Source organism: Paenibacillus sp. Paensp111, assembly GCF_059492195.1.
Map to the genome: position 1 here is coordinate 2501 of NZ_CP168527.1, position 20594 is coordinate 23094.

20 protein-coding genes, 2 rRNA genes and 1 riboswitch (1 of these 23 cut by a window edge) are annotated in these 20594 nt (G+C 48.5%); of the genes, 21 read left to right on the plus strand and 1 reads right to left on the minus strand.

Annotated features, from left to right (window positions below; translation table 11 throughout):
• The 12 genes from ACEN86_RS00010 to rsmI form a co-directional block, all read left to right on the plus strand.
• Nucleotides 1-2546, plus strand: a 23S ribosomal RNA gene (locus ACEN86_RS00010); it begins 381 nt to the left of the window's first position.
• A gap of 155 nt (nt 2547-2701) precedes the next feature.
• Nucleotides 2702-2818 (plus strand): 5S ribosomal RNA (gene rrf / locus ACEN86_RS00015).
• 878 nt (nt 2819-3696) lie between these two features.
• Nucleotides 3697-3882 (plus strand): sigma factor G inhibitor Gin, encoded by a 186-nt coding sequence (locus tag ACEN86_RS00020; RefSeq protein WP_127201030.1) that lies wholly within the window; start codon nt 3697-3699, stop codon nt 3880-3882.
• A gap of 144 nt (nt 3883-4026) precedes the next feature.
• Complete coding sequence (locus tag ACEN86_RS00025; protein WP_495632386.1) at nt 4027-5700, plus strand: aminotransferase class I/II-fold pyridoxal phosphate-dependent enzyme; 1674 nt, start codon at nt 4027-4029, stop codon at nt 5698-5700.
• Complete coding sequence (gene tmk / locus ACEN86_RS00030; protein WP_495632387.1) at nt 5690-6322, plus strand: dTMP kinase; 633 nt, start codon at nt 5690-5692, stop codon at nt 6320-6322. The genes ACEN86_RS00025 and tmk overlap by 11 nt, the downstream gene beginning before the upstream one ends.
• 64 nt (nt 6323-6386) lie before the next feature.
• Nucleotides 6387-6716, plus strand: a complete 330-nt coding sequence (gene darA / locus ACEN86_RS00035; protein ID WP_068621674.1) for a cyclic di-AMP receptor DarA — start codon at nt 6387-6389, stop codon at nt 6714-6716.
• A 62-nt stretch (nt 6717-6778) separates the two neighbouring features.
• Nucleotides 6779-7222, plus strand: coding sequence for a YaaR family protein (locus ACEN86_RS00040; protein ID WP_495632388.1), 444 nt, complete (start codon nt 6779-6781; stop codon nt 7220-7222).
• Between the two features lie 37 nt (nt 7223-7259).
• Entirely contained in the window at nt 7260-8240 is a 981-nt protein-coding gene (gene holB, locus ACEN86_RS00045) for a DNA polymerase III subunit delta' (protein WP_495632389.1), read from the plus strand.
• A 148-nt stretch (nt 8241-8388) separates the two neighbouring features.
• Nucleotides 8389-9189 carry a PSP1 domain-containing protein gene (locus ACEN86_RS00050; protein WP_127201035.1) on the plus strand — a complete coding sequence of 267 codons (801 nt, stop codon included), beginning with the start codon at nt 8389-8391 and terminating at the stop codon, nt 9187-9189.
• A gap of 28 nt (nt 9190-9217) precedes the next feature.
• Entirely contained in the window at nt 9218-9586 is a 369-nt protein-coding gene (gene yabA / locus ACEN86_RS00055) for a DNA replication initiation control protein YabA (RefSeq protein WP_495632390.1), read from the plus strand.
• A gap of 64 nt (nt 9587-9650) precedes the next feature.
• A complete protein-coding gene (locus ACEN86_RS00060) occupies nt 9651-10406 on the plus strand; it encodes a tRNA1(Val) (adenine(37)-N6)-methyltransferase (protein ID WP_495632391.1) in 756 nt (251 codons plus the stop codon).
• The gene (gene rsmI / locus ACEN86_RS00065; RefSeq protein WP_495632392.1) at nt 10403-11290 is read left to right on the plus strand and encodes a 16S rRNA (cytidine(1402)-2'-O)-methyltransferase; all 888 of its coding nucleotides are present in this window, start codon (nt 10403-10405) and stop codon (nt 11288-11290) included. Before ACEN86_RS00060 ends, rsmI begins: the two co-directional genes overlap by 4 nt.
• Nucleotides 11291-11428: 138 nt before the next feature.
• On the opposite strand, the gene ACEN86_RS00070 is transcribed toward rsmI, so the two are convergent.
• Nucleotides 11429-11683, minus strand: a complete 255-nt coding sequence (locus ACEN86_RS00070) for an AbrB/MazE/SpoVT family DNA-binding domain-containing protein (protein WP_068621685.1) — start codon at nt 11681-11683, stop codon at nt 11429-11431.
• Between the two features lie 308 nt (nt 11684-11991).
• Here ACEN86_RS00070 and ACEN86_RS00075 point away from each other — a divergent pair, with 308 nt between their 5' ends.
• From ACEN86_RS00075 to ispE, 9 genes are all read left to right on the plus strand, one after another.
• Nucleotides 11992-13278 (plus strand): HD domain-containing protein, encoded by a 1287-nt coding sequence (locus ACEN86_RS00075; protein ID WP_495632393.1) that lies wholly within the window; start codon nt 11992-11994, stop codon nt 13276-13278.
• A gap of 22 nt (nt 13279-13300) precedes the next feature.
• Complete coding sequence (locus ACEN86_RS00080; protein ID WP_495632394.1) at nt 13301-14065, plus strand: TatD family hydrolase; 765 nt, start codon at nt 13301-13303, stop codon at nt 14063-14065.
• 280 nt (nt 14066-14345) lie between these two features.
• A riboswitch (cyclic di-AMP (ydaO/yuaA leader) is annotated at nt 14346-14547 on the plus strand.
• A 260-nt stretch (nt 14548-14807) separates the two neighbouring features.
• Nucleotides 14808-15953 carry a resuscitation-promoting factor gene (locus ACEN86_RS00085; protein ID WP_495632395.1) on the plus strand — a complete coding sequence of 382 codons (1146 nt, stop codon included), beginning with the start codon at nt 14808-14810 and terminating at the stop codon, nt 15951-15953.
• 250 nt (nt 15954-16203) lie between these two features.
• Nucleotides 16204-16749 carry a ribonuclease M5 gene (rnmV, locus tag ACEN86_RS00090; RefSeq protein WP_495632396.1) on the plus strand — a complete coding sequence of 182 codons (546 nt, stop codon included), beginning with the start codon at nt 16204-16206 and terminating at the stop codon, nt 16747-16749.
• Nucleotides 16750-16754: 5 nt separating this feature from the next.
• Nucleotides 16755-17639, plus strand: a complete 885-nt coding sequence (rsmA, locus tag ACEN86_RS00095) for a 16S rRNA (adenine(1518)-N(6)/adenine(1519)-N(6))-dimethyltransferase RsmA (protein WP_495632397.1) — start codon at nt 16755-16757, stop codon at nt 17637-17639.
• Nucleotides 17640-17693: 54 nt separating this feature from the next.
• Nucleotides 17694-18599 (plus strand): sporulation peptidase YabG, encoded by a 906-nt coding sequence (gene yabG / locus ACEN86_RS00100; protein WP_495632398.1) that lies wholly within the window; start codon nt 17694-17696, stop codon nt 18597-18599.
• Between the two features lie 263 nt (nt 18600-18862).
• Nucleotides 18863-19144, plus strand: a complete 282-nt coding sequence (gene veg, locus ACEN86_RS00105) for a biofilm formation stimulator Veg (RefSeq protein WP_127201046.1) — start codon at nt 18863-18865, stop codon at nt 19142-19144.
• Nucleotides 19145-19313: 169 nt separating this feature from the next.
• Entirely contained in the window at nt 19314-19493 is a 180-nt protein-coding gene (locus ACEN86_RS00110) for a small, acid-soluble spore protein, alpha/beta type (RefSeq protein WP_495632399.1), read from the plus strand.
• Between the two features lie 181 nt (nt 19494-19674).
• On the plus strand, nt 19675-20529 hold the full coding sequence (ispE, locus tag ACEN86_RS00115) for a 4-(cytidine 5'-diphospho)-2-C-methyl-D-erythritol kinase (protein ID WP_495632400.1): 855 nt from the start codon (nt 19675-19677) through the stop codon (nt 20527-20529).
• Nucleotides 20530-20594 lie beyond the last annotated feature (65 nt).

Below are 20594 nucleotides of genomic sequence, written 5' to 3' on the forward strand. Positions count from 1 at the left end.
TGTAACTGAAATTCTAATCCCTCCGAGACGGATCCCGAGTAGTGCGGGGCACGTGAAACCCCGTATGAATCCAGCAGGACCATCTGCTAAGGCTAAATACTCCCTAGCGACCGATAGTGAAGCAGTACCGTGAGGGAAAGGTGAAAAGCACCCCGGAAGGGGAGTGAAAGAGATCCTGAAACCGTGTGCTTACAAGAAGTCAGAGCCCTCTATATGGGTGATGGCGTGCCTTTTGTAGAATGAACCGGCGAGTTACGTTCCCGTGCAAGGTTAAGGTGAAGAGCCGTAGCCGCAGCGAAAGCGAGTCTGAATAGGGCGACTAAGTACGTGGACGTAGACCCGAAACCGTGTGATCTACCCCTGTCCAGGGTGAAGGTGCGGTAACACGCACTGGAGGCCCGAACCCACGTATGTTGAAAAATGCGGGGATGAGGTGGGGGTAGCGGAGAAATTCCAATCGAACTCGGAGATAGCTGGTTCTCCCCGAAATAGCTTTAGGGCTAGCCTCGGAAAATAGAGTTGTGGAGGTAGAGCACTGATTGGGTGCGGGGCCCGCCAAGGGTTACCAAGCTCAGTCAAACTCCGAATGCCATAAACTTGTATCCGGGAGTCAGACAGTGAGTGCTAAGATCCATTGTCAAAAGGGAAACAGCCCAGACCATCAGCTAAGGTCCCCAAGTGTGTGTTAAGTGGGAAAGGATGTGGAGTTGCACAGACAACCAGGATGTTGGCTTAGAAGCAGCCACCATTTAAAGAGTGCGTAATAGCTCACTGGTCGAGTGACTCTGCGCCGAAAATGTAACGGGGCTAAACACACCACCGAAGCTATGGCTTGATACATTGTATCAGGGGTAGGGGAGCGTTGTATGTAGGTTGAAGGTGTACCGTAAGGAGCGCTGGACAGCATACAAGTGAGAATGCCGGTATGAGTAACGAAAAGATCAGTGAGAATCTGATCCGCCGAAAGCCTAAGGGTTCCTGAGGAAGGTTCGTCCGCTCAGGGTAAGTCGGGACCTAAGGCGAGGCCGAAAGGCGTAGTCGAAGGACAACAGGTTGAAATTCCTGTACCACCGTAATCCGTTATGAGCAATGGGGTGACGCAGTAGGGTAGTGACGCGGACTGATGGATGTCCGTCTAAGCAGTGAGGCTGGTGTGTAGGCAAATCCGCACACCGTAAGGCTGGGCTGTGATGGGGAGCGAAAATTACAGTAGCGAAGGTCATGATCTCACACTGCCAAGAAAAGCCTCTAGCCAGGAGAAGGTGCCCGTACCGCAAACCGACACAGGTAGGCGAGAAGAGAATTCTAAGGCGCGCGGAAGAACTCTCGTTAAGGAACTCGGCAAAATGACCCCGTAACTTCGGGAGAAGGGGTGCCCCGGTAGTGTGAATAGCACGAGGGGGCCGCAGTGAAAAGGCCCAAGCGACTGTTTAGCAAAAACACAGGTCTGTGCGAAGCCGCAAGGCGAAGTATACGGGCTGACGCCTGCCCGGTGCTGGAAGGTTAAGGGGAGTGGTTAGGGGTAACCCGAAGCTATGAACCGAAGCCCCAGTAAACGGCGGCCGTAACTATAACGGTCCTAAGGTAGCGAAATTCCTTGTCAGGTAAATTCTGACCCGCACGAATGGCGTAACGACTTGGGCGCTGTCTCAACGAGAGATCCGGTGAAATTTTAATACCTGTGAAGATGCAGGTTACCCGCGACAAGACGGAAAGACCCCATGGAGCTTTACTGCAGCTTGATATTGGACTTTGATACGATTTGTACAGGATAGGTGGGAGCCTAAGAAGCAGGAGCGCCAGCTTCTGTGGAGGCAACGTTGGGATACCACCCTGATCGTATCGGAGTTCTAACCTGGTACCGTGATCCGGTATGGGGACAGTGTCAGGTGGGCAGTTTGACTGGGGCGGTCGCCTCCTAAAGAGTAACGGAGGCGCCCCAAGGTTCCCTCAGAATGGTTGGAAATCATTCGAAGAGTGCAAAGGCATAAGGGAGCTTGACTGCGAGACTGACAAGTCGAGCAGGGACGAAAGTCGGGCTTAGTGATCCGGTGGTACCGCATGGAAGGGCCATCGCTCAACGGATAAAAGCTACCCTGGGGATAACAGGCTTATCTCCCCCAAGAGTCCACATCGACGGGGAGGTTTGGCACCTCGATGTCGGCTCATCGCATCCTGGGGCTGAAGTAGGTCCCAAGGGTTGGGCTGTTCGCCCATTAAAGCGGTACGCGAGCTGGGTTCAGAACGTCGTGAGACAGTTCGGTCCCTATCTGTCGTGGGCGTAGGAAATTTGAGAGGAGCTGTCCTTAGTACGAGAGGACCGGGATGGACGCACCGCTGGTGCACCAGTTGTTCCGCCAGGAGCACAGCTGGGTAGCTAAGTGCGGAAGGGATAAGCGCTGAAAGCATCTAAGCGTGAAGCCCCCCTCAAGATGAGATTTCCCAATTCGTAAGACCCCTTGAAGACGACGAGGTAGATAGGCTGGGGGTGGAAGTGCAGTAATGCATGGAGCTGACCAGTACTAATCGGTCGAGGGCTTATCCAACAAGCTCGGAAGGACGCAGTCCAAGAAGAGCATACGCAGATTCGTTTCGTATCTAGTTTTCAGGCGATCAAGCTTGAAGAGAACATGTGGGTCTTTATTAAGGCCTGATATTTTCTTGCAGCGATTTCGAGAAGCGGAAGCTTCGAAAAATCATGTTTGGTGGCGATGGCGGAGGGGTTCCACGCGTACCCATCCCGAACACGACCGTTAAGCCCTCCAGCGCCGATGGTACTTGGACCGCAGGGTCCTGGGAGAGTAGGACGCCGCCAAGCGAAGAACCACTGCCGATATCGGTGGTGGTTTTTATTTTTTACACCAATCCATATCAATTACTTCATACATAAAGACAACCCGATTCTCTAAATTGAGAACCGGGTTGTTTGTGCTTACGTGATTTTAGGGCATGTAGTAGGAGATATCTTGTTCATTGAGCTTAACCATGCCGTCTCTAGGCTGTTTACGAAGGGCTAGGAAGCCGTAGTAACGGGGAAGCATAAGCCAAATATGCCAGAACAACATAGAGATTACAAAGGAAATTGGGGACCAAGGGAGGAGGATTGCGATTAGGCATAATCCTATCCAGGTCGTATGTAACTGAACCTTCTGGAAGGTCCGGTAGCTCACATGCTGATCCGGCATATAACCGATCCAGGGGAGCCTGTAACTAAATCTCCAGCGCTTGCTATAAGAGTGAAGGACAATGATAAGTACAGAACGGGAGATCGCCAACTGAAACCAAAGAATGATGGGTAAGGAGAAAATAAATGAGAAAATACTTGTCCATAGGATTACAATAATTTCGCCTAGTACACAGACTAAGGGTAATAATAGAAAAATAACAACAAGGGGCCTGGGGAATGTCACCTTCTTCAAGAGTCTGTACTGATAGAAGGTAGCCTGGCTGGTATTTTCAAGGGACATGAAGTAGCAAGTCCTCCTTTAGAAGATCACTTAATTATAAGCATGATATGTATGCATGTCTTATTAATATATCGGATGTAAAAAAGAATATTTGAGGTTTGCCCCGTACAAACACCTAAAGAAGTCCTGCTGCATACATATATAGAAACCATTGAAAGGGCTATGAAAGAGGTTTAAAATAATAGAAACTGTGCCATACTGATAGTAAAAAGATAAGGTGGGATCTTTGATGGACGGGCAGAGTGAAGAAAAGTGCATCATATGTGGCGAGCATAAACAAGAGGGCATCGTCATTGTCTCTGAATTTATCTGCGACGCATGTGAGGCTGAGATGGTTCATACCGATGTTAAGGATGATAAATACCACTTTTTCATCCACCGAATGAAGCAGATCTGGTTACAAAATAATGCTTAGGCCTTGATGAAAGGATCCACTTGAGACAAAGAGGGTCCTTTTTTGTTTAAATATTGTGGGACCGGCTCAGCTATGAAATATGTAGGACGCAGACTTATTATAAGATAAAATAAAGAGAAACGGCATGGAAGGATTTCATATGATATGTCTAACCGAAATGACAAGATAAAAGCTCCTTTGGCTGAGGCGCTTATGCGTTATGTGGAAAGGAAGGATGCTTCTTTTCATGTGCCTGGCCATAAAGATGGGCGTGTATTTCAGCGACTGGCTGGAGATCGATATAAGCTGCTGCGTGAAGTAGCGAGTGTCGATGCTACGGAGATATCCGGCCTGGATGATCTTCATCATCCAGAGGGTGTCATTGCTGAGGCTCAGGAAAAAGCAGCTCGCTTTTTCGGAGCCGAAGCGACTTATTTTTTGGTGGCCGGAAGCACCGCCGGCAACCTGGCCTTAATCCTCTCGGTGTGCACCGCACCGGGAGATGTGCTGCTCGTTCAGCGCAATGTACATAAGTCCGTCATTCACGGACTTATGCTGGCTGGCGCGAACGCCGTGTTCTTAGCGCCGCAGGCTGATGCCGCTAGCGGCCTTACGACCATCGCGTCAGCGGAGACGGTGCGTGAGGCTCTGCGCCGGTACCCAGGCGCCAAGGGCCTACTAGTGACGCACCCGAATTACTACGGGATGGGGGAGGGTCTGGCTGCGCTTGCCGAGTTGTGCCACAGCAGTGGTATCCCGCTGCTTGTAGATGAGGCTCACGGCGCCCATTTCGGGCTGCATCCTGCGCTGCCAAGGAGCGCAATCAGCGAAGGGGCAGACGGCGTTGTGCAATCGACGCACAAGATGCTGTCCGGGCTTACAATGAGCGCCATGCTGCATGTACAGGGCGATCTGATTGATCGGCAGCTGCTTGGCCAGCGGCTGTCCATGATTCAAAGCTCTAGTCCTTCTTATCCCCTTATGGCTTCCCTTGATCTTAGCCGGGGTCTGTTGGAGGCGGAAGGGCCTGCTATATTTGAAGAAGGACTTCAATGCGCAGTCAAACTTCGCAGAGAGATTAGGAAACTGAATAGATTTAGTGTATTAGATATAGAGCCGCCAGCCGGAAACCAGAGGGGCGAAGAAATAAAAGGGACTACGAATGGTTATACCTTTCAAGATCCTTTTAAAGTGGTCATCTATGACAAATGTGGACAGTTAAGCGGATATGAGCTGCAGGAGATTCTGGAACAAGCGGGGTGTATTCCAGAAATGAGTGATCCCCGCCATGTAGTCCTGGCCCTGAGTCTGGGGACAAGCCCTGACGATATTGAAAGGGTAATAGCAGCCTTGGTTAATCTGGAGGAAGAGATGAAGGAGATTAGCTCCATGAATGGACAACTTCAGAGCAGCAATCCTAATTCGAAGGCTCTGAGCGGGTACAGTAATACTTCTGATGCAGAGAAGGATACTTCTTTTACCTCTAAGAAAGAAAATGAAGTACTGAAAGTTAGTAATCAAGAACTTTCCACGTGGAACATTCCGATCGATATGGCTATCAGCACGGAGGTTCCTTTTCGCATGACTCCTATTAGGGAAGAGGATCGGGAAAGGATATCTATTCATCAAACAGAGGGGCGAGTGGCTGCAGAGATGGTTATCCCTTATCCTCCCGGTATTCCTTTGTTATATCCCGGGGAACCGATTACTGTAGAGATATCTCGGGTGCTTGTGAAGCTGCATCAGGCGGGTGCCAAATGCCAAGGAACAGTAGATTCTACATTAAGCACCCTGTGCGTATATAAAAATCAGAAAGTTGGAGTTAACCATGAATGCTAGCTGGGGAAAATTTATCACTTTTGAGGGAGGGGAAGGATCGGGAAAAACTACGGTCTTGAGCAGACTTTCAGAAATAATGAAGCAGCAAGATATTCCATTCATGCTCACCCGCGAGCCGGGTGGTATTGAAATTGCGGAGAAGATTAGAACCATTATCCTTGATCCTGCGAATACCGCGATGGATGGACGAACCGAGGCTCTGCTCTATGCGGCAGCCCGCAGGCAGCACTTGGCGGAGAAGGTCATTCCTGCACTGAGGCAAGGAATCCATGTATTCTGTGACCGTTACATTGATAGTAGTCTGGCTTACCAAGGACACGCACGCGGGCTGGGTATTGATCATATTTTATCGGTAAATTCCTTTGCGACAGAGGGGAAAATGCCTGACCGGACCTTTTACCTGGATATTGAGCCGGAGAAGGGCCTTGCGAGAATAGAGGCGAATCAAGGACGAGAGGTGAATCGTCTTGATCTCGAAGGGCTGAACTTTCACCATAAGGTAAGAGAGGGCTATCACTTGATTGCGAAGTCTTTTCCTGATCGGATCGTCGTTATTAATGCAGACAGGGATATAGAAACTGTGGTTGAAGATATAAAAGGCCACCTTAGCGTGATTTTATAGGGTTTTCGCGGGTAATTGTTGAATGGTATAATACTTTTATACGAATCTAAGGGGGACTGTAAAGATGAAGCTGATTGTTGCAATTATCCAAGACAAGGACAGTAACCGTCTATCGGGTGCGCTAGTGAAATCCAACTTCCGTGCAACCAAGTTGGCCAGTACGGGCGGCTTTCTTCGAGCCGGGAATACGACGTTTATGATCGGGGTAGACGACAATCAGGTAGAGACCGTACTAGGTGTCATTCGAAGCAGTTGTAAGGTTCGTGAGCAGCTAGTAACTCCAGTTACACCGATGAGTGGAACTACAGATTCATATCTCCCTCTTCCTGTCGAGGTACAGGTAGGCGGAGCTACCGTGTTCGTACTGCCAGTTGACCGGTTTGAACATTTCTGAACCAATTTAGGGGATCAAATGGGATCAAGGTAATGATTAAATGAGGAATGGCGTGATATAGATTGAAGATTGAACCGGGGTACAGACCGCTTACCAGCGGCAGGGGAATATCAGACGGGGCGAATAAGCCCGTAGCAGCCAAAAGCTTCTCAGATGCAATGCAGCAGCAAGGAGAGCAGGCATCACAGCAGGAACTGAATCGCCGAGTAAAAGAGATCCAGCTGCAGGGTGACCGTCTGGCACATTCCATGACGGTTCGAGAACTCAAAGCCTACCGGCTTCTAGTCAAACGTTTCTTGGAGGACACCGTTCGGCGCGGTGTCCGAATGAAAGAAGTGAAGGGCTGGGATCGGCGGGGAAGAGGCAAAAAGTATAATCTGATTGATGAAATAGACTCCGCCCTGCTCAGTATGGCAGATGAACTGCTCGAAAGTGAGCAGGGCAAGATTGAACTGCTCCAGAAGATTGGGGAAATACGCGGAATGCTGATTAATTTAAGCTTCTAAGCTGACAGGCCCTTCTGCGTAGAGGAAGAGAGGAACTATGTCTTTTAAGGAAATTGTCGGTCAGGAAGGGGCCAAGAAGCTGCTGCAAAACGGGCTTCGCCAGAACAAGATCTCACATGCATATCTGTTCAGCGGACCTGCGGGAAGCGGACAGAAGGAGATGGCCTTATCGTTCGTACAAGCTCTATTCTGTACGGAAGGTGGAGATGATGCATGCGGGGAATGCCTCGAATGCCGAAAGCTCCTACACGGCAATCATCCGGATCTGCATCTGATTGAACCGGAAGGAAACTCCATAAAAATTGACCAAATCCGCGATCTGCAGCGGATTTTCTCTTATCGCTCGGAAAGCGGAAATTTAAAAGCCTACATTATTCAAGATGCTGAGAAGATGACCGTACAGGCTGCTAACAGTCTGCTGAAATTTCTGGAGGAGCCCCCTTCTCCAGCAGTAGCAATTCTGCTGTCTGATAATGGACGAGCTCTGCTACCGACCATTCAGTCCAGATCACAGCTGGTCCCCTTTACGGCTCTAAGCCCGGGGCTCATGATGCAGGTTTTATCAGATGAGGAATATCCCGTCGCACTAGTCCGTGCAGCCGTGCATTTAGCGGCAGGTTTGGAGGCTTGCCGGGATCTGCTGAAGCAGAATTGGTTTGCAGAAATCAGAAATGTAGTGGTACAATTGGGAAAGGAATCGACGAGCAGAGCGGGTTCTACTCTAATTACAGCTCAGCAAAGCGTGATTAAAGCCGGACTCGGTGATCACTTGGATGTCCTATTCGACCTGTTTCATTTGTGGTTTAAAGATATGATTCATGCCAGTTATCAAAAGCACGATAGTATCGTTTTCATAGATGAGTGGGAGTTTATCTCCAACCATGCCAGAACAAGAAGCGCCGAAGAATGGATCTCCTATATGGCGCTGGCCGCAGACAGCAAGAAGAAGCTGCGGTATAATATGAACGGCCAGCTATGCCTGGAGCAGTTCCTGATTACTTTAATGGAACAGAAATGAAGCCGGTGCTTCATGGAAGGCTAGTAGGACAAACTTTCTCCCACATATATGGATTGAAGGATCTGATTCAATTTGTATAGGTTCAGAAATTAGTTACCAGGTGGGTAATTCCGCCGGATTAGCACAAGCTATACGAGGGGGTTAGTTTTTGTACACTGTAGTGGGTGTCCGTTTCAAAAAAGCGGGCAAAATTTATTACTTCGATCCACTCGAGCTTGCGGTGGAGAAAGAGAATTGCGTCATCGTAGAGACAGCAAGAGGGATTGAGTACGGTAAAGTGGTCGTCGGCAAGAAGACGGTGGACGAGTCGGATGTGGTACTTCCACTGAAGAAGGTCATCCGGGTTGCAGATGGATCAGATGCCAAAGTTGTTGAGGAGAATAAGCTTGCGGCGAAGAATGCTTTTGCCACATGTTTAAATAAAATCAAAGACCATGATTTGAAAATGAAGCTGGTCGATGTGGAATTTACTTTTGACCGTAATAAGATTATTTTTTATTTTACGGCTGAGGGTAGGGTTGATTTCCGGGAGCTTGTTAAGGATTTGGCAAGTATCTTCCGAACAAGAATTGAACTTCGTCAAATTGGAGTCAGAGATGAGGCGAAGATGCTGGGCGGGATTGGACCGTGCGGACGGGTGCTGTGCTGTTCGTCATGGCTTGGTGACTTTGAGCCCGTATCGATTAAGATGGCCAAGGATCAAAGCTTGTCCCTGAATCCTACCAAGATCTCCGGTCTGTGCGGCCGGTTGATGTGCTGCCTCAAGTTTGAGCATGATAACTATGAAAGTACCAAAGAAGAGCTGCCATCCGTAGGTAAAATGGTCATTACATCCCTGGGTGAAGGGAAAGTGGTGGGAATTAATGCCGGTTCACGGACTGTGCACGTACAGCTTTTTGAAATCGGCAAGGTTAAAGAACTTCCATTGGATGACGTAGTCATCAAGTAAACCATAGAGATGACTCTGGGGTGGGAACTTGGAAAAAAAAGATATTTATACAAACCTGCTTGATTTGGAGACCAAAATGGAGAGTCTGCATAGCGAGCTTGGAATTCTCAAGCTTGAAGTGAAGAAGCTCCTGGAGGAGAACCAGCGTTATTCTCTTGAGAATGAACAGCTGCGCAAAGTATTGAAGCGAGAAGCAGAAGCGACTGCCTCTGCATCATCGATATCTGATCATTCTGCCGAGCTCCATGAGGATGGGGAGAATATCGATATTGTTGGCGAGGGTTATGATAACTTGGCCCGCCTATATCATGAAGGATTCCACATTTGCAATGTGTATTATGGACATCTGCGTACAGAAGGCGACTGCCTTTTCTGCCTGTCTTTTCTTAATAAATAACAAGCCGTAGGAGTTTATTCCTACGGTTTTTTTCAAATTTGAATGAAATGGAAGTAATTAACGCATGCATACTGTACCGATTTATGAACAAGAACGGGTAGATGATTTGCTTACCCATGACCTGCATATTATACAAAGTGATGAGGTCTTCAGCTTCTCTATGGACGCTGTCCTGCTCGCAAGGTTCGCTTCTGTGCCTAAACACGGTAGAGTGCTGGATCTCTGCACGGGAAATGGGGTTGTGCCTCTTCTGCTAACTACAAGAACAGAAGCACAGATCGAAGGGATTGAGATCCAGGAACGTCTGGCAGATATGGCAGTCCGAAGCGTACAGATGAATGGACTGGAGGATCGGATTAAGATCAGACTTGGGGATCTAAGAGATCTGGTGAGCGAGACGGGACATGGCGCTTATGATGCGATTACCGTTAACCCTCCGTATATGCCGCTTAGAGCAGGGGAAATCAAACTTAATACACACCAGGCTATCGCCCGGCATGAGATTCACTGCAGCCTGGAAGAAGTGATACAAGCCTCTATGCGGCTTCTTCGTAATGGGGGAAAAGTCACGATGGTTCACAAGCCACAGCGGCTCGGGGAGATTATTACCCTGCTCAGGCAGTACCGGCTTGAACCTAAAGTAATCCGGTTCGTGCATCCACGCAAGCATATGGAGGCTAACATTGTGCTAATTGAGGCACTAAGGGATGGGAAACCGGATATGCGGATCCTTCCGCCTCTCATTGTATATCAGGAGGACGGCCAATACTGCCCGGAGATTATGGATATCTACTACGGATCAAATGAGGGAATTAAATGAGCATACACATACAGAAAAGCTTTCAGTTAGAAGGTGAACGTGAGGCCGGTAAACTGTTCCTGGTGGCTACACCCATTGGTAACCTGGAGGACATGACCTACCGAGCCGTGCGTACGCTGCAGGAAGCTGATATCATCGCAGCTGAAGACACCAGGCAGACCCGCAAGCTGCTGTCCCACTTTGAAATTTCACCTAAGAGGCTGCTCAGTTATCACGAGCACAACAAGGCGGCAAGCGGTCCTGAGCTTGTCAGACTTATAATAGAAGGAAACGATCTGGCACTCGTCAGTGACGCTGGTCTCCCGGCCATTTCTGATCCTGGACAAGACCTGGTTAAGCTGGCGCTTGAAGAGGGCATTTCGGTCATTCCGGTACCCGGAGCCAATGCCGCACTTTCCGCCTTGATAGTATCAGGGCTTCCGACTGATCGGTTCCAGTTCGCCGGATTCCTGCCCCGAGATAAGAAGGATAGGGAACGTGTTCTTAGCTCCCTGCGTGATTATGAGGGAACCATCCTGTTCTATGAGTCTCCTCACCGGATTACGAAGACCTTGCAGCATATTCATGAGGTGTGCGGAGATCGGAATATTGCCATGGCCAGGGAACTGACCAAGCGATATGAAGAGGTGGCAAGGGGGCCGATTAGTGCTTGTCTAAGCTGGCTGGAGGAGCATCCGCCGCTTGGCGAGTACTGCGTTGTGGTTGAAGGTGCACAAGAAGATGAGGTCCAGGAACGCAAAGGACTTTGGTGGCAGCCGCTGACTGTAGAGGATCATGTCACACACTATGAGCGGGAAGAAGGGCTTGGCAGGAAGGATGCGATGAAAAAAGCAGCGGTTGACCGCGGAGTATCCAAACGGGATATCTATAATGCTCTACTATAAAGACAAATTAAGGGTAATAAACGTTATACAAAAAAATGACCTTCTTCAGGCCGGATTCAGGGCTTGAAGAAGGTACTAAGGAGATATGAAAAAGGTTAGAATTAACAGTTTAAGTAAATCTATTATATCCTACTTTTCTTAATTTGTCACAGGTGCAGGAATTTCAGAAAGACACTCGTGACATACAATTTTGCCTTTAAAGTAAGTTACATTCTCAGCATTACCACAGAAAATGCAAGCAGGTTCGTATTTCTTGAGCATGATGCGTTCTCCATCTACATAAATTTCGAGTGCATCTTTCTCACCAATACCCAGAGTACGGCGTAATTCAATAGGAATAACCACCCGTCCCAGCTCGTCTACTTTTCTTACAATCCCTGTTGATTTCATCATAACCGATGATTGCCCCTCTCGCTATAATTTAAAAATGTCATAATTCGACACGGTTCTCTGTTTTATGATAATTATAATACCAACGATTGCCAAAACAGTCAACCTATTTAATGCTAACATGCTATATTTTTCTTTAAGCAATAGTTGCTCATCCCAAACAGGGCTTTAGATCTCCCCGATATCAGATTCGCGCGCACAATTCGACATTTGGAAATTGACATGCTTGTATATACGACAAAGTTCGACAAAAGTTGTGGTGAATTAACAAAAAATAATAAAAATAAATTCGGATTAAGGAGCTCGAGATCATGAACCATCCACTTTCTGAAGAAAAGGTATTCAAAGACCCGGTGCATAATTATGTTCACGTGCAGGACGACTTGATCTGGTCTCTCATCAATACGCCTGAATTTCAACGCCTGAGAAGGATTAGACAGCTTGGGACTTCTTATCTGACCTTTCACGGGGCGGAGCACAGCCGATTCTCCCATTCTCTCGGAGTCTATGAAATAACGCGCAGGATTATTTCGCAGTTTGAGCGGTCATCCTATACAGATTGGCCTCTAGAGGAGAAGCAGGTTGCTTTGTGCGCAGCTCTTCTTCACGATCTTGGGCATGGTCCCTTCTCCCATTCTATTGAGGAAGCCTTCCACATGAATCATGAGGACTGGACATGCCGGATTGTACTTGGGAATACCGAGGTTAATAAGGTGCTTAGAAGAGAAGGCGATGAATTCCCGGAAAAGGTGGCCTCAGTGATACGCAAGGACTACGATAAGGCCATTGTGGTCAATCTGGTGTCGAGCCCGCTTGATGCGGATCGAATGGATTATCTGCTTCGGGATGCCTACTTTACAGGTGTTAACTACGGAACTATAGATATTGATCGGATTCTGCGAATGCTTCGTCCTTTTCAAGGCAGAGTGGTTGTTAAGGAATCGGGGATGCATGCTGTAGAGGATTACCTCATGTCGAGGTATCAAATGTACTGGCAGGTGTATTTCCACCCGGTTACCCGCAGCTCAGAAATTATCCTGCGGCAAATTTTCCGCAGAGCGAAGGAGCTTCATCAGGAGGGATTCCAATTCAGGTTTCTGCCAGACCCTCTGCCTGGTCTTTTTAAACGCGATTTAACGGTAGAGGAGTATTTACTGCTTGATGAAGCATTAGTACAGACCTCGTTCGTGCAGTGGAGGCGGGAAGGAGATACGCTTCTTGCCGATTTATGTTCCCGCTTTATCGATCGTAAGCTGTATAAATACACTGAACTGGAAATGTTAGATATGGAAATTATTGATGAAATACGCAGAGTCTTTCGAGAGTTAGGACTTGATCCTAATTACGACTTGGAAATTGATTTCCCTACGGATCTCCCCTATGATGTGTTTCGGCCTGAGGATGACTCCAATAAAAAGCAAATTTTGCTGCTCGATCGGCAAGACAGACTGCGCGAAATTTCGGAGGTATCTGACATTGTTCGTTCGATCAGCGGAATTCACCGCGGTAAATATCATATGTACTATCCAGAAGACAAGCTGCGCGCAGTGGCTCATATGCTGCCTGATGAAATAGCCGGATTATTTAATTTGCAGTAACTTTTAAGGAGGAGAATTCACGATGCTATTTGATACACATACCCACTTGGACGCTGCTCAATTCGACGAGGATCGCGAGGAGGTCATTGCCCGCGCGGTAGAGCAGGGGGTGACCCGGATGATTAATGTCGGATTTAACCGGGAGACGATTCCCACCACCATGCAGCTCGCGGAGAGCTACGATTTCATCTACGCTGCCGTCGGGTGGCACCCGCAGGATGCAATTACGATGAAGGATGGAGACCTGGAATGGATAGCCGAGCTGTGCAGGCATAAGAAAGTCGTAGCCATCGGCGAGATCGGACTGGACTACTACTGGGATACTTCACCGAAGGATGTCCAGCACGAGGTATTCCGTAAGCAAATTGGACTGGCCCGCAGTCTGAATATGCCGATTGTTATTCATAACCGGGATGCCCATGAAGATGTCATTCGAATCCTGAGGGAAGAGAAGGCTAACGAGGTGGGAGGAGTGATGCACTCATTCTCGGGCAGCTGGGAGACGGCCAAGATGTGCCTGGACCTGGGATTCCATATTTCCTTCGGAGGACCTATTACCTTCAAGAATGCCAAACAGCCAAAAGAAGTGTTAAAACAGATCCCGAATGATCGCCTGCTGATCGAAACGGATTCCCCATATTTGACCCCGCATCCATTCCGAGGCAAGAGAAACGAGTCGTCCTATGTACGACTAGTAGCTGAAATGGCAGCAGAGCTGAAAGGCATTTCGGTGGAGGAATTAGCGGAAATTACAACCAAAAATGCACTGGAACGATTTGGAATATGATGAAATCGGGAGCAAATGCGGTGAAATAAAGAGTATTTTGAAAAGATGAATAGTTTTTAATCACTAAAAGGGTGATTATTACAAAAAATTAACCAAATATTTAAAAAAACTAGTTGATTCCTGCTTTACAACATGCATACAAACAGGATAGAATCTTTTCAGTAATTGATTTGTAAGTTTTGTAAAGCGGCATGGATTTGCTAGCTGAGTGAATTGAACCCATGTGATGGGTAGATTACGAAGCTAGGATTCAAGCACACAATCAATTACAAGGTTCCAAGAACCAGTCTCGCTGAATCTCCCTCACCGGAGAACGGGGGAACCAATGCGGATATTTAGTATAAATATTCCGTATTTGATTTCTTTACGGGTCTTTGGGGTGAATTCAAGGTCATTGCGCCATGAGCGGATGAACTAAGATAGGGCAGCTCTCTACGCCCGAACCCGACAGCTAACCTCGTAAGCGTATGAAGAGAGAGGCATACTCGTGCATCCTACATTCCTTTAGTCAGCCGGAAGCCACGAAAGAGATCCTCTTAAACTCTTTCTTTAGGCTTCTTTTTGTTTTGAATAAAGGTGATAGGGCCGTCATACAGTGGTATGACAGAGGAGACGCCTAACAGGCTGGAGCAGGATACGAACATGCCGCATGTCGGGCATTTCGTAAAAAACGGTATATAGTCGCGTCAAATTCTATATGAGTCGATCTTAGACGGCGGGGCTATGAAGGAGGACGTAAGAAGTGGGCTTTTTCGGACCTAAAGAAACTACCCATGGTTCACGATCATCCAGCATGTCTTACGCGTTGCGATGGAAGCAAGAGAACAAGCGTCAAATTATAGTTGGAGGAATCATCACCGTCGCATTGCTTGTCAGCGTAATGGCTTGGTTCTACACCCAGGCTGACAAGAGCATTTACTTGGTTGCAGATGGCAATACGCAGTCTGCCGGTACGCCGGAGACGAAGCCAGATCAAGTGCTGGAACAGCAAGAAACTAATCTGAATACAGAAGACCCGGGTTCACTATCTCTCAGCGGTACTTTTCAAGATGGGAATCAGCTCTTCATCGACCGTGTAGTTCCGGTTAAGGTCACAGCGGATGGTGTGACCAGTCAGCACCTTACTACAGCGGACAGTGTTCAGGAAGCTATATCCAAGCTGGGCGTATCTGTATCAAGCGAAGACAAAGTGTATCCTTCCTTGAACAGTCCGATTCAATCGGACCTGCATATCCGTATCGTCCGGGTTGCTAAGCATACCCTGAAGAGAACGGAGAGCATTCCTTACACCTTTGTTAAGACTTCAGATCCTTCTCTGGAGAAGGGCAAGACCAAGCTGGTCCAGAAGGGCCATACAGGTGTTGTAGTTCATGAAATCGAAAAGGTGTATCAAGATGGCCAGTTGGTGTCGAAACGGTTAGTTAATAAGTCCGTGGAGAAGCAGCCATCAACGAAAGTTTTGGCTGTAGGCACGAAGCCAAAGACCCAAGTTCTAGCAGCGAGCATTGACCGTTCCAACCAGGCTGTGAAGATCAGTCAGAACAACAGCGTCAAAAAGGGCGGCGTGCAGTTCAAATATAAAAAAGTGCTGAAGAACGTATCTTTGACTGCTTACTCTTCCGAAGAGAGCGGTATTGGTACCAAGACAGCTTCTGGAGCCCGTGTAAGCGAAGGAAGAACCATTGCGGTAGATACGAATGTGATTCCTATGGGCTGGTGGGTCTATATTGAAGGCGTGGGCTTCCGCAAAGCGGAGGATACCGGCAGCGCCATTAAAGGCAACAAAATCGATGTGTATTATGACAGTTTGAAGGCTGCAAATAACTTTGGACGCAAAAAAGGACGTACGGTCTATGTTATTGGTCCTGTCAAACCGGAATTGAACTAATCCATTCTGTACTGACATTTACTTTGAACGTGGAATAAGGTACCATTACAGATGTTGAATAGTTATATGCTAAGAAGAGGAGACTTCCTCTTCTTTTTGTTATTCTGGGTTGTATAAGACTTAGAAGAGCTGAATACTTTATATATCGTATAATAGGCTGTGTTTTTTAAGTGGTTCCAGGAATTACCTGAACAGGCGCCGAAAGGTGCTTTTCTTTTTATAATAAGCTGTTGTGGAAAGGATGGCGTCCATGATTAAGGAGGTCATTGTAGTAGAAGGACGGGACGATACCGTAGCCGTCAAGAGGGCGGTAGAGGCGGATACCATTGAGACCGGCGGATCGGCCATTGGGCCCGCTGTCCTCAAGAAGATCCAGCTGGCACAGGAGCGCCGGGGAGTTATTATCTTTACAGACCCGGATCATGCCGGAGAACGCATACGCAAGATTGTAGCTGCCAAGGTACCTGGATGCAAGCACGCCTTCCTGACGGAAGCAGAAGCGACTTACCGGGGGGATATCGGAGTGGAGAATGCCTCACCCGAGACGATCCGTGAGGCGCTGTCCCGGGTGCGCAGTGAATATACCGCAGAAGAGACGCTGATCGACTTTAACGATCTGATTGAGGCGGGGTTGATTGTACATCCGAATGCTGCCGCCAGGCGTCACTTTATGGGTGAACAGCTGGGGATCGGTTACTGCAATGGGAAGCAGTTCTTTAAGCGGCTGCGGATCTTTCAGATCAGCAGAGAGGAATTCGCTGCAGCCCTTCATCAATTAGAGGACAAAGGAGTATAACCCGAATGAGCAGGATGGAAGATATATCAACCCCGAAGCGGACGAAGGAAATTATTCAGCGGCATGGATTCGCATTTAAGAAAAGTCTGGGTCAGAACTTTCTTATAGACCAGAATATCCTGTCCAAGATTGTAGGAGCGGCCGAGCTCGATGACACGAAGGGTGCGCTTGAGATCGGACCCGGCATAGGTGCATTGACTCAGAAGCTCGCTGAAACGGCCGCTAAGGTCACTGCTGTTGAGATCGATCAAAGGCTGATCCCGATCCTGAAGGAAGTACTTGAGCCCTACCCTCATATCCAGATCGTACATGGAGACGTACTCAAGCTGGACCTCAAGACGTTGATCGAGACGGAATACGCAGGGCTGAGCGGTATCAGTGTGGTGGCCAACCTCCCTTACTATGTAACGACACCGATCATTATGAAGCTGCTGGAAGAGCACCTGCCGCTAGAGAATATTGTCGTGATGATTCAGAAGGAAGTAGCTGAACGTATGGCGGCAGCACCCGGAGGCAAGGAATACGGCAGTCTCAGTATTGCGGTCCAATATTATTGTGAACCTGAGCTGGTCTGTATCGTCCCACATACCGTGTTCATTCCGCAGCCGAACGTGGATTCAGCCGTCATTCGCCTAAAGGTTCGTAAAGAGCCTCCCGTTGCGGTGGATAACGAAGAGTTCTTTTTTGATGTAGTCCAAGCCTCATTCGCCCAGCGGAGAAAGACGATCTCCAATAATCTCAAAAGCCGGTTCTTCGCAAAAGAGGGGCGTGAGGAGCTGGAGAGGTTGCTTCAAGAAGCGGAGATCGTCCCGTCAAGACGTGCGGAGACTTTGAGCCTGCAAGAATTTGCAAGGCTCAGCAATGTGCTGCTCCGGGCCGGGCTCAAATAGCTTGGCTTTAAGGAACCAAAGTACACATTTGCCCATACGATGAGTCTAGAGGTGATGGACTTGACGAATTTGGGAGACTTGGTTGTGCGCAGATCATACGGAGGCGACGTTACCTTTCGTGTGGAATCCATGACACGCAGCCAGGCAATCATTAAAGGAACTGAGTTTCGATTACTGGCGGATGCCCCGCTTACGGATCTGGTTAGAGTGGAACGCCCCGTACCCTCCGAGAAGTCTCAGCGGGCCAGAGTGAAGGCCACGGAATCGCTGGAGCGGCTTCAGCAGGATCGGAAGAACCAGGATGAACGCAATCAGGCCGAACTGATGCAGGAGCTGCATTCACTGAATGGCCCCGTCTATTTCGAGGTGCCGGGAAAGGTGCTGCATTTGGACGGAGACCCGGCTTATTTGAAGAAGAGCCTAGATCTTTATGAAAAGCTGCGGGTTCCAGCAGAGGGTTACTATGTTCAAGAGCCAGCCATGGCGGATGCCCTGCGCAGTCTGCTGCCCAGGGTGCGACCGGATATTCTGGTCATTACGGGCCACGATGGGGTGCTTAAGGGATTAATTAACCAGGATCTGTACAATTTGAACAGCTACAAGAACTCTCGCAGCTTCGTAGAGGCTGTGCAGGTGGCTCGTCAGTATGAGCGCGGCTTTGATGCGCTGACGATCGTCGCAGGGGCGTGTCAGTCCCACTTTGAGGCGCTGCTGCAGGCAGGGGCTAATTTTGCGAGTTCACCAGCCCGTATTCTGATTCATGCGCTGGACCCTGTGTATGTGGCGGCTAAGGCTTCTTTTACCCCGATTAGGAATACGATTCATATTACAGATGTGCTTAACCATACCATCAGCGGTCTACAGGGCGTAGGGGGAATTGAGACCCGCGGCAGCTATCGGATTGGCCTGCCAAGATTCCGGGATCTTTCGACCCTAAAAGTGGTTCCCTCAGCTAACTAACTTCGTTCTAAAGTATATGTTCTATGTAGGTCCCGGGATACGGGGCCTATTTGTTTTGTCCGGATTGCTGCTAAATTTCAGAACAACTACATAAGCTAAACAGGTCAGTTAAATGTTTTTTTTCTTGGCACAACAAGGGTTCTGACGGGTTCGCAAAAAAAATCGTTGACAACGGATTTTGACCCTTGATATAATTATTTATTTTGATTTGACAAAGTGTGAGTATAGGAGTATAATGGACAAGAAAGAGGTGGTCATAGGTAATGGCGAAAAATGCGCTGTCGGAAATTAAGAACAATCTCGAAGCTCACGTTGGACAGAAGATTCTGCTGCGTGCGAACGGGGGTCGCCGTAAGACCGTTGAACGCACGGGTGTTCTGGAGGAGACCTATCCCTCTGTCTTTATTGTCAAGCTCGATCAAGAGCAGCAGACTTTCAAACGCGTATCCTACAGTTATGCCGATATACTAACCGAATCCGTGGAAGTAACGATCTGTGATGATAATGCAGACAGCGAGATGAGGATTTCGTATATTAAACCTTAGAACATCATGTTATACAGTTCACAAGCGGCCTTGGCGCTTTACGTCGGGGCTGCTTTTTTTATTGGCGGGAGTCCTGTGCGAAATTGGCTGCAGATCCTGTGCATGAGATCCGGAAGGCGCGTCATACTAACAGGGTTCCTTACTTATAGATCTTAAAGGAGGGCCTCTCATGTCGCGCAGAAGACGCAGTGTCATGTCCGAAGACCTGAAGGTGGAGCTTGCCAAGGATCTGGGCTTCTATGATACCGTACAAAAAGAGGGATGGGGCGCAATCAAGGCTAAAGACGCAGGCAACATGATTAAACGCGCCATACAAATGGCTGAGCAGTCCGCATCCCGCAATTCGTAAACCCGCAAAGACTCCTCCATGGCTTATGGAGGGGTCTTTTGTCTCTATTCCGCTGCATAAATAAGACTTCATATAAACTTTTTGTTATAATGAACAAAATAACCATGCAGTGCTTATGGAATGGGCTCATCAGTAGCGAGTTCAAGCCATCTAGACGGAAACTTAAGAGTGGGTGAACGCCTTGAAGATTTACGAAAAAGCACCGGCGAAGATTAATCTTATGCTGGATGTCCTACATAAACGGCCTGACGGCTATCACGAAGTGGAAATGATTATGACCATGGTCGATTTGGCCGACCGATTGGAAATGAAGGAGCTGCCGCGGGATATGATTATCATCTCCAGCCAGGTGGGTTACATTCCGCTGGATGAGAAGAACTTGGCGTTCCAAGCCGCGAAGCTTATTAAAGAACGATATCAGGTATCCAAAGGGGTATATATCCATCTGGACAAAAAGATTCCGGTAGCTGCGGGGCTGGCCGGCGGCAGCAGTGATGCCGCTGCAGCGCTTAGAGGGCTGAACCGTCTATGGAATCTGAACATCCCGTTAGAGGAGCTGCAGGCACTCGGAGCCGAGCTTGGTTCTGATGTGCCCTTCTGTGTGACTGGAGGGACCGCGCTCGCTACAGGACGCGGGGAGCAGCTTACTCCGCTCCCGGATCCACCGCAGTGCTGGGTCATCCTCGCCAAGCTGCCGATTAATGTATCTACCGCAGAGGTGTACGGGCGCTTTCGCAGCGACAAGATCGAGAAGCATCCTTCCGCGCAGCGCATGCAGCAAGCCATTGAGCAGGGGTCGTTCCCTGCGGTATGCAGCGAGCTTGGCAATGTGCTTGAGGATGTGACGCTGCAGATGCACCCGGAAGTGGCTCAGCTCAGAGAGACGATGATTCGGCTCGGGGCAGACGGGGTGCTGATGTCGGGCAGCGGGCCTACGGTATTCGGCCTGGTGTCCAAGGAATCCAAAGTGGCCCGTATATACAACGGCCTTAGGGGCTTCTGCAAAGAAGTGTATGCCGTGCGACTGCTCACATAAGCTGAGAGGGCGCCGTGGAACATTTTTTGGACATATCCGTACAAAGATGGTATATTTTCTTTAAA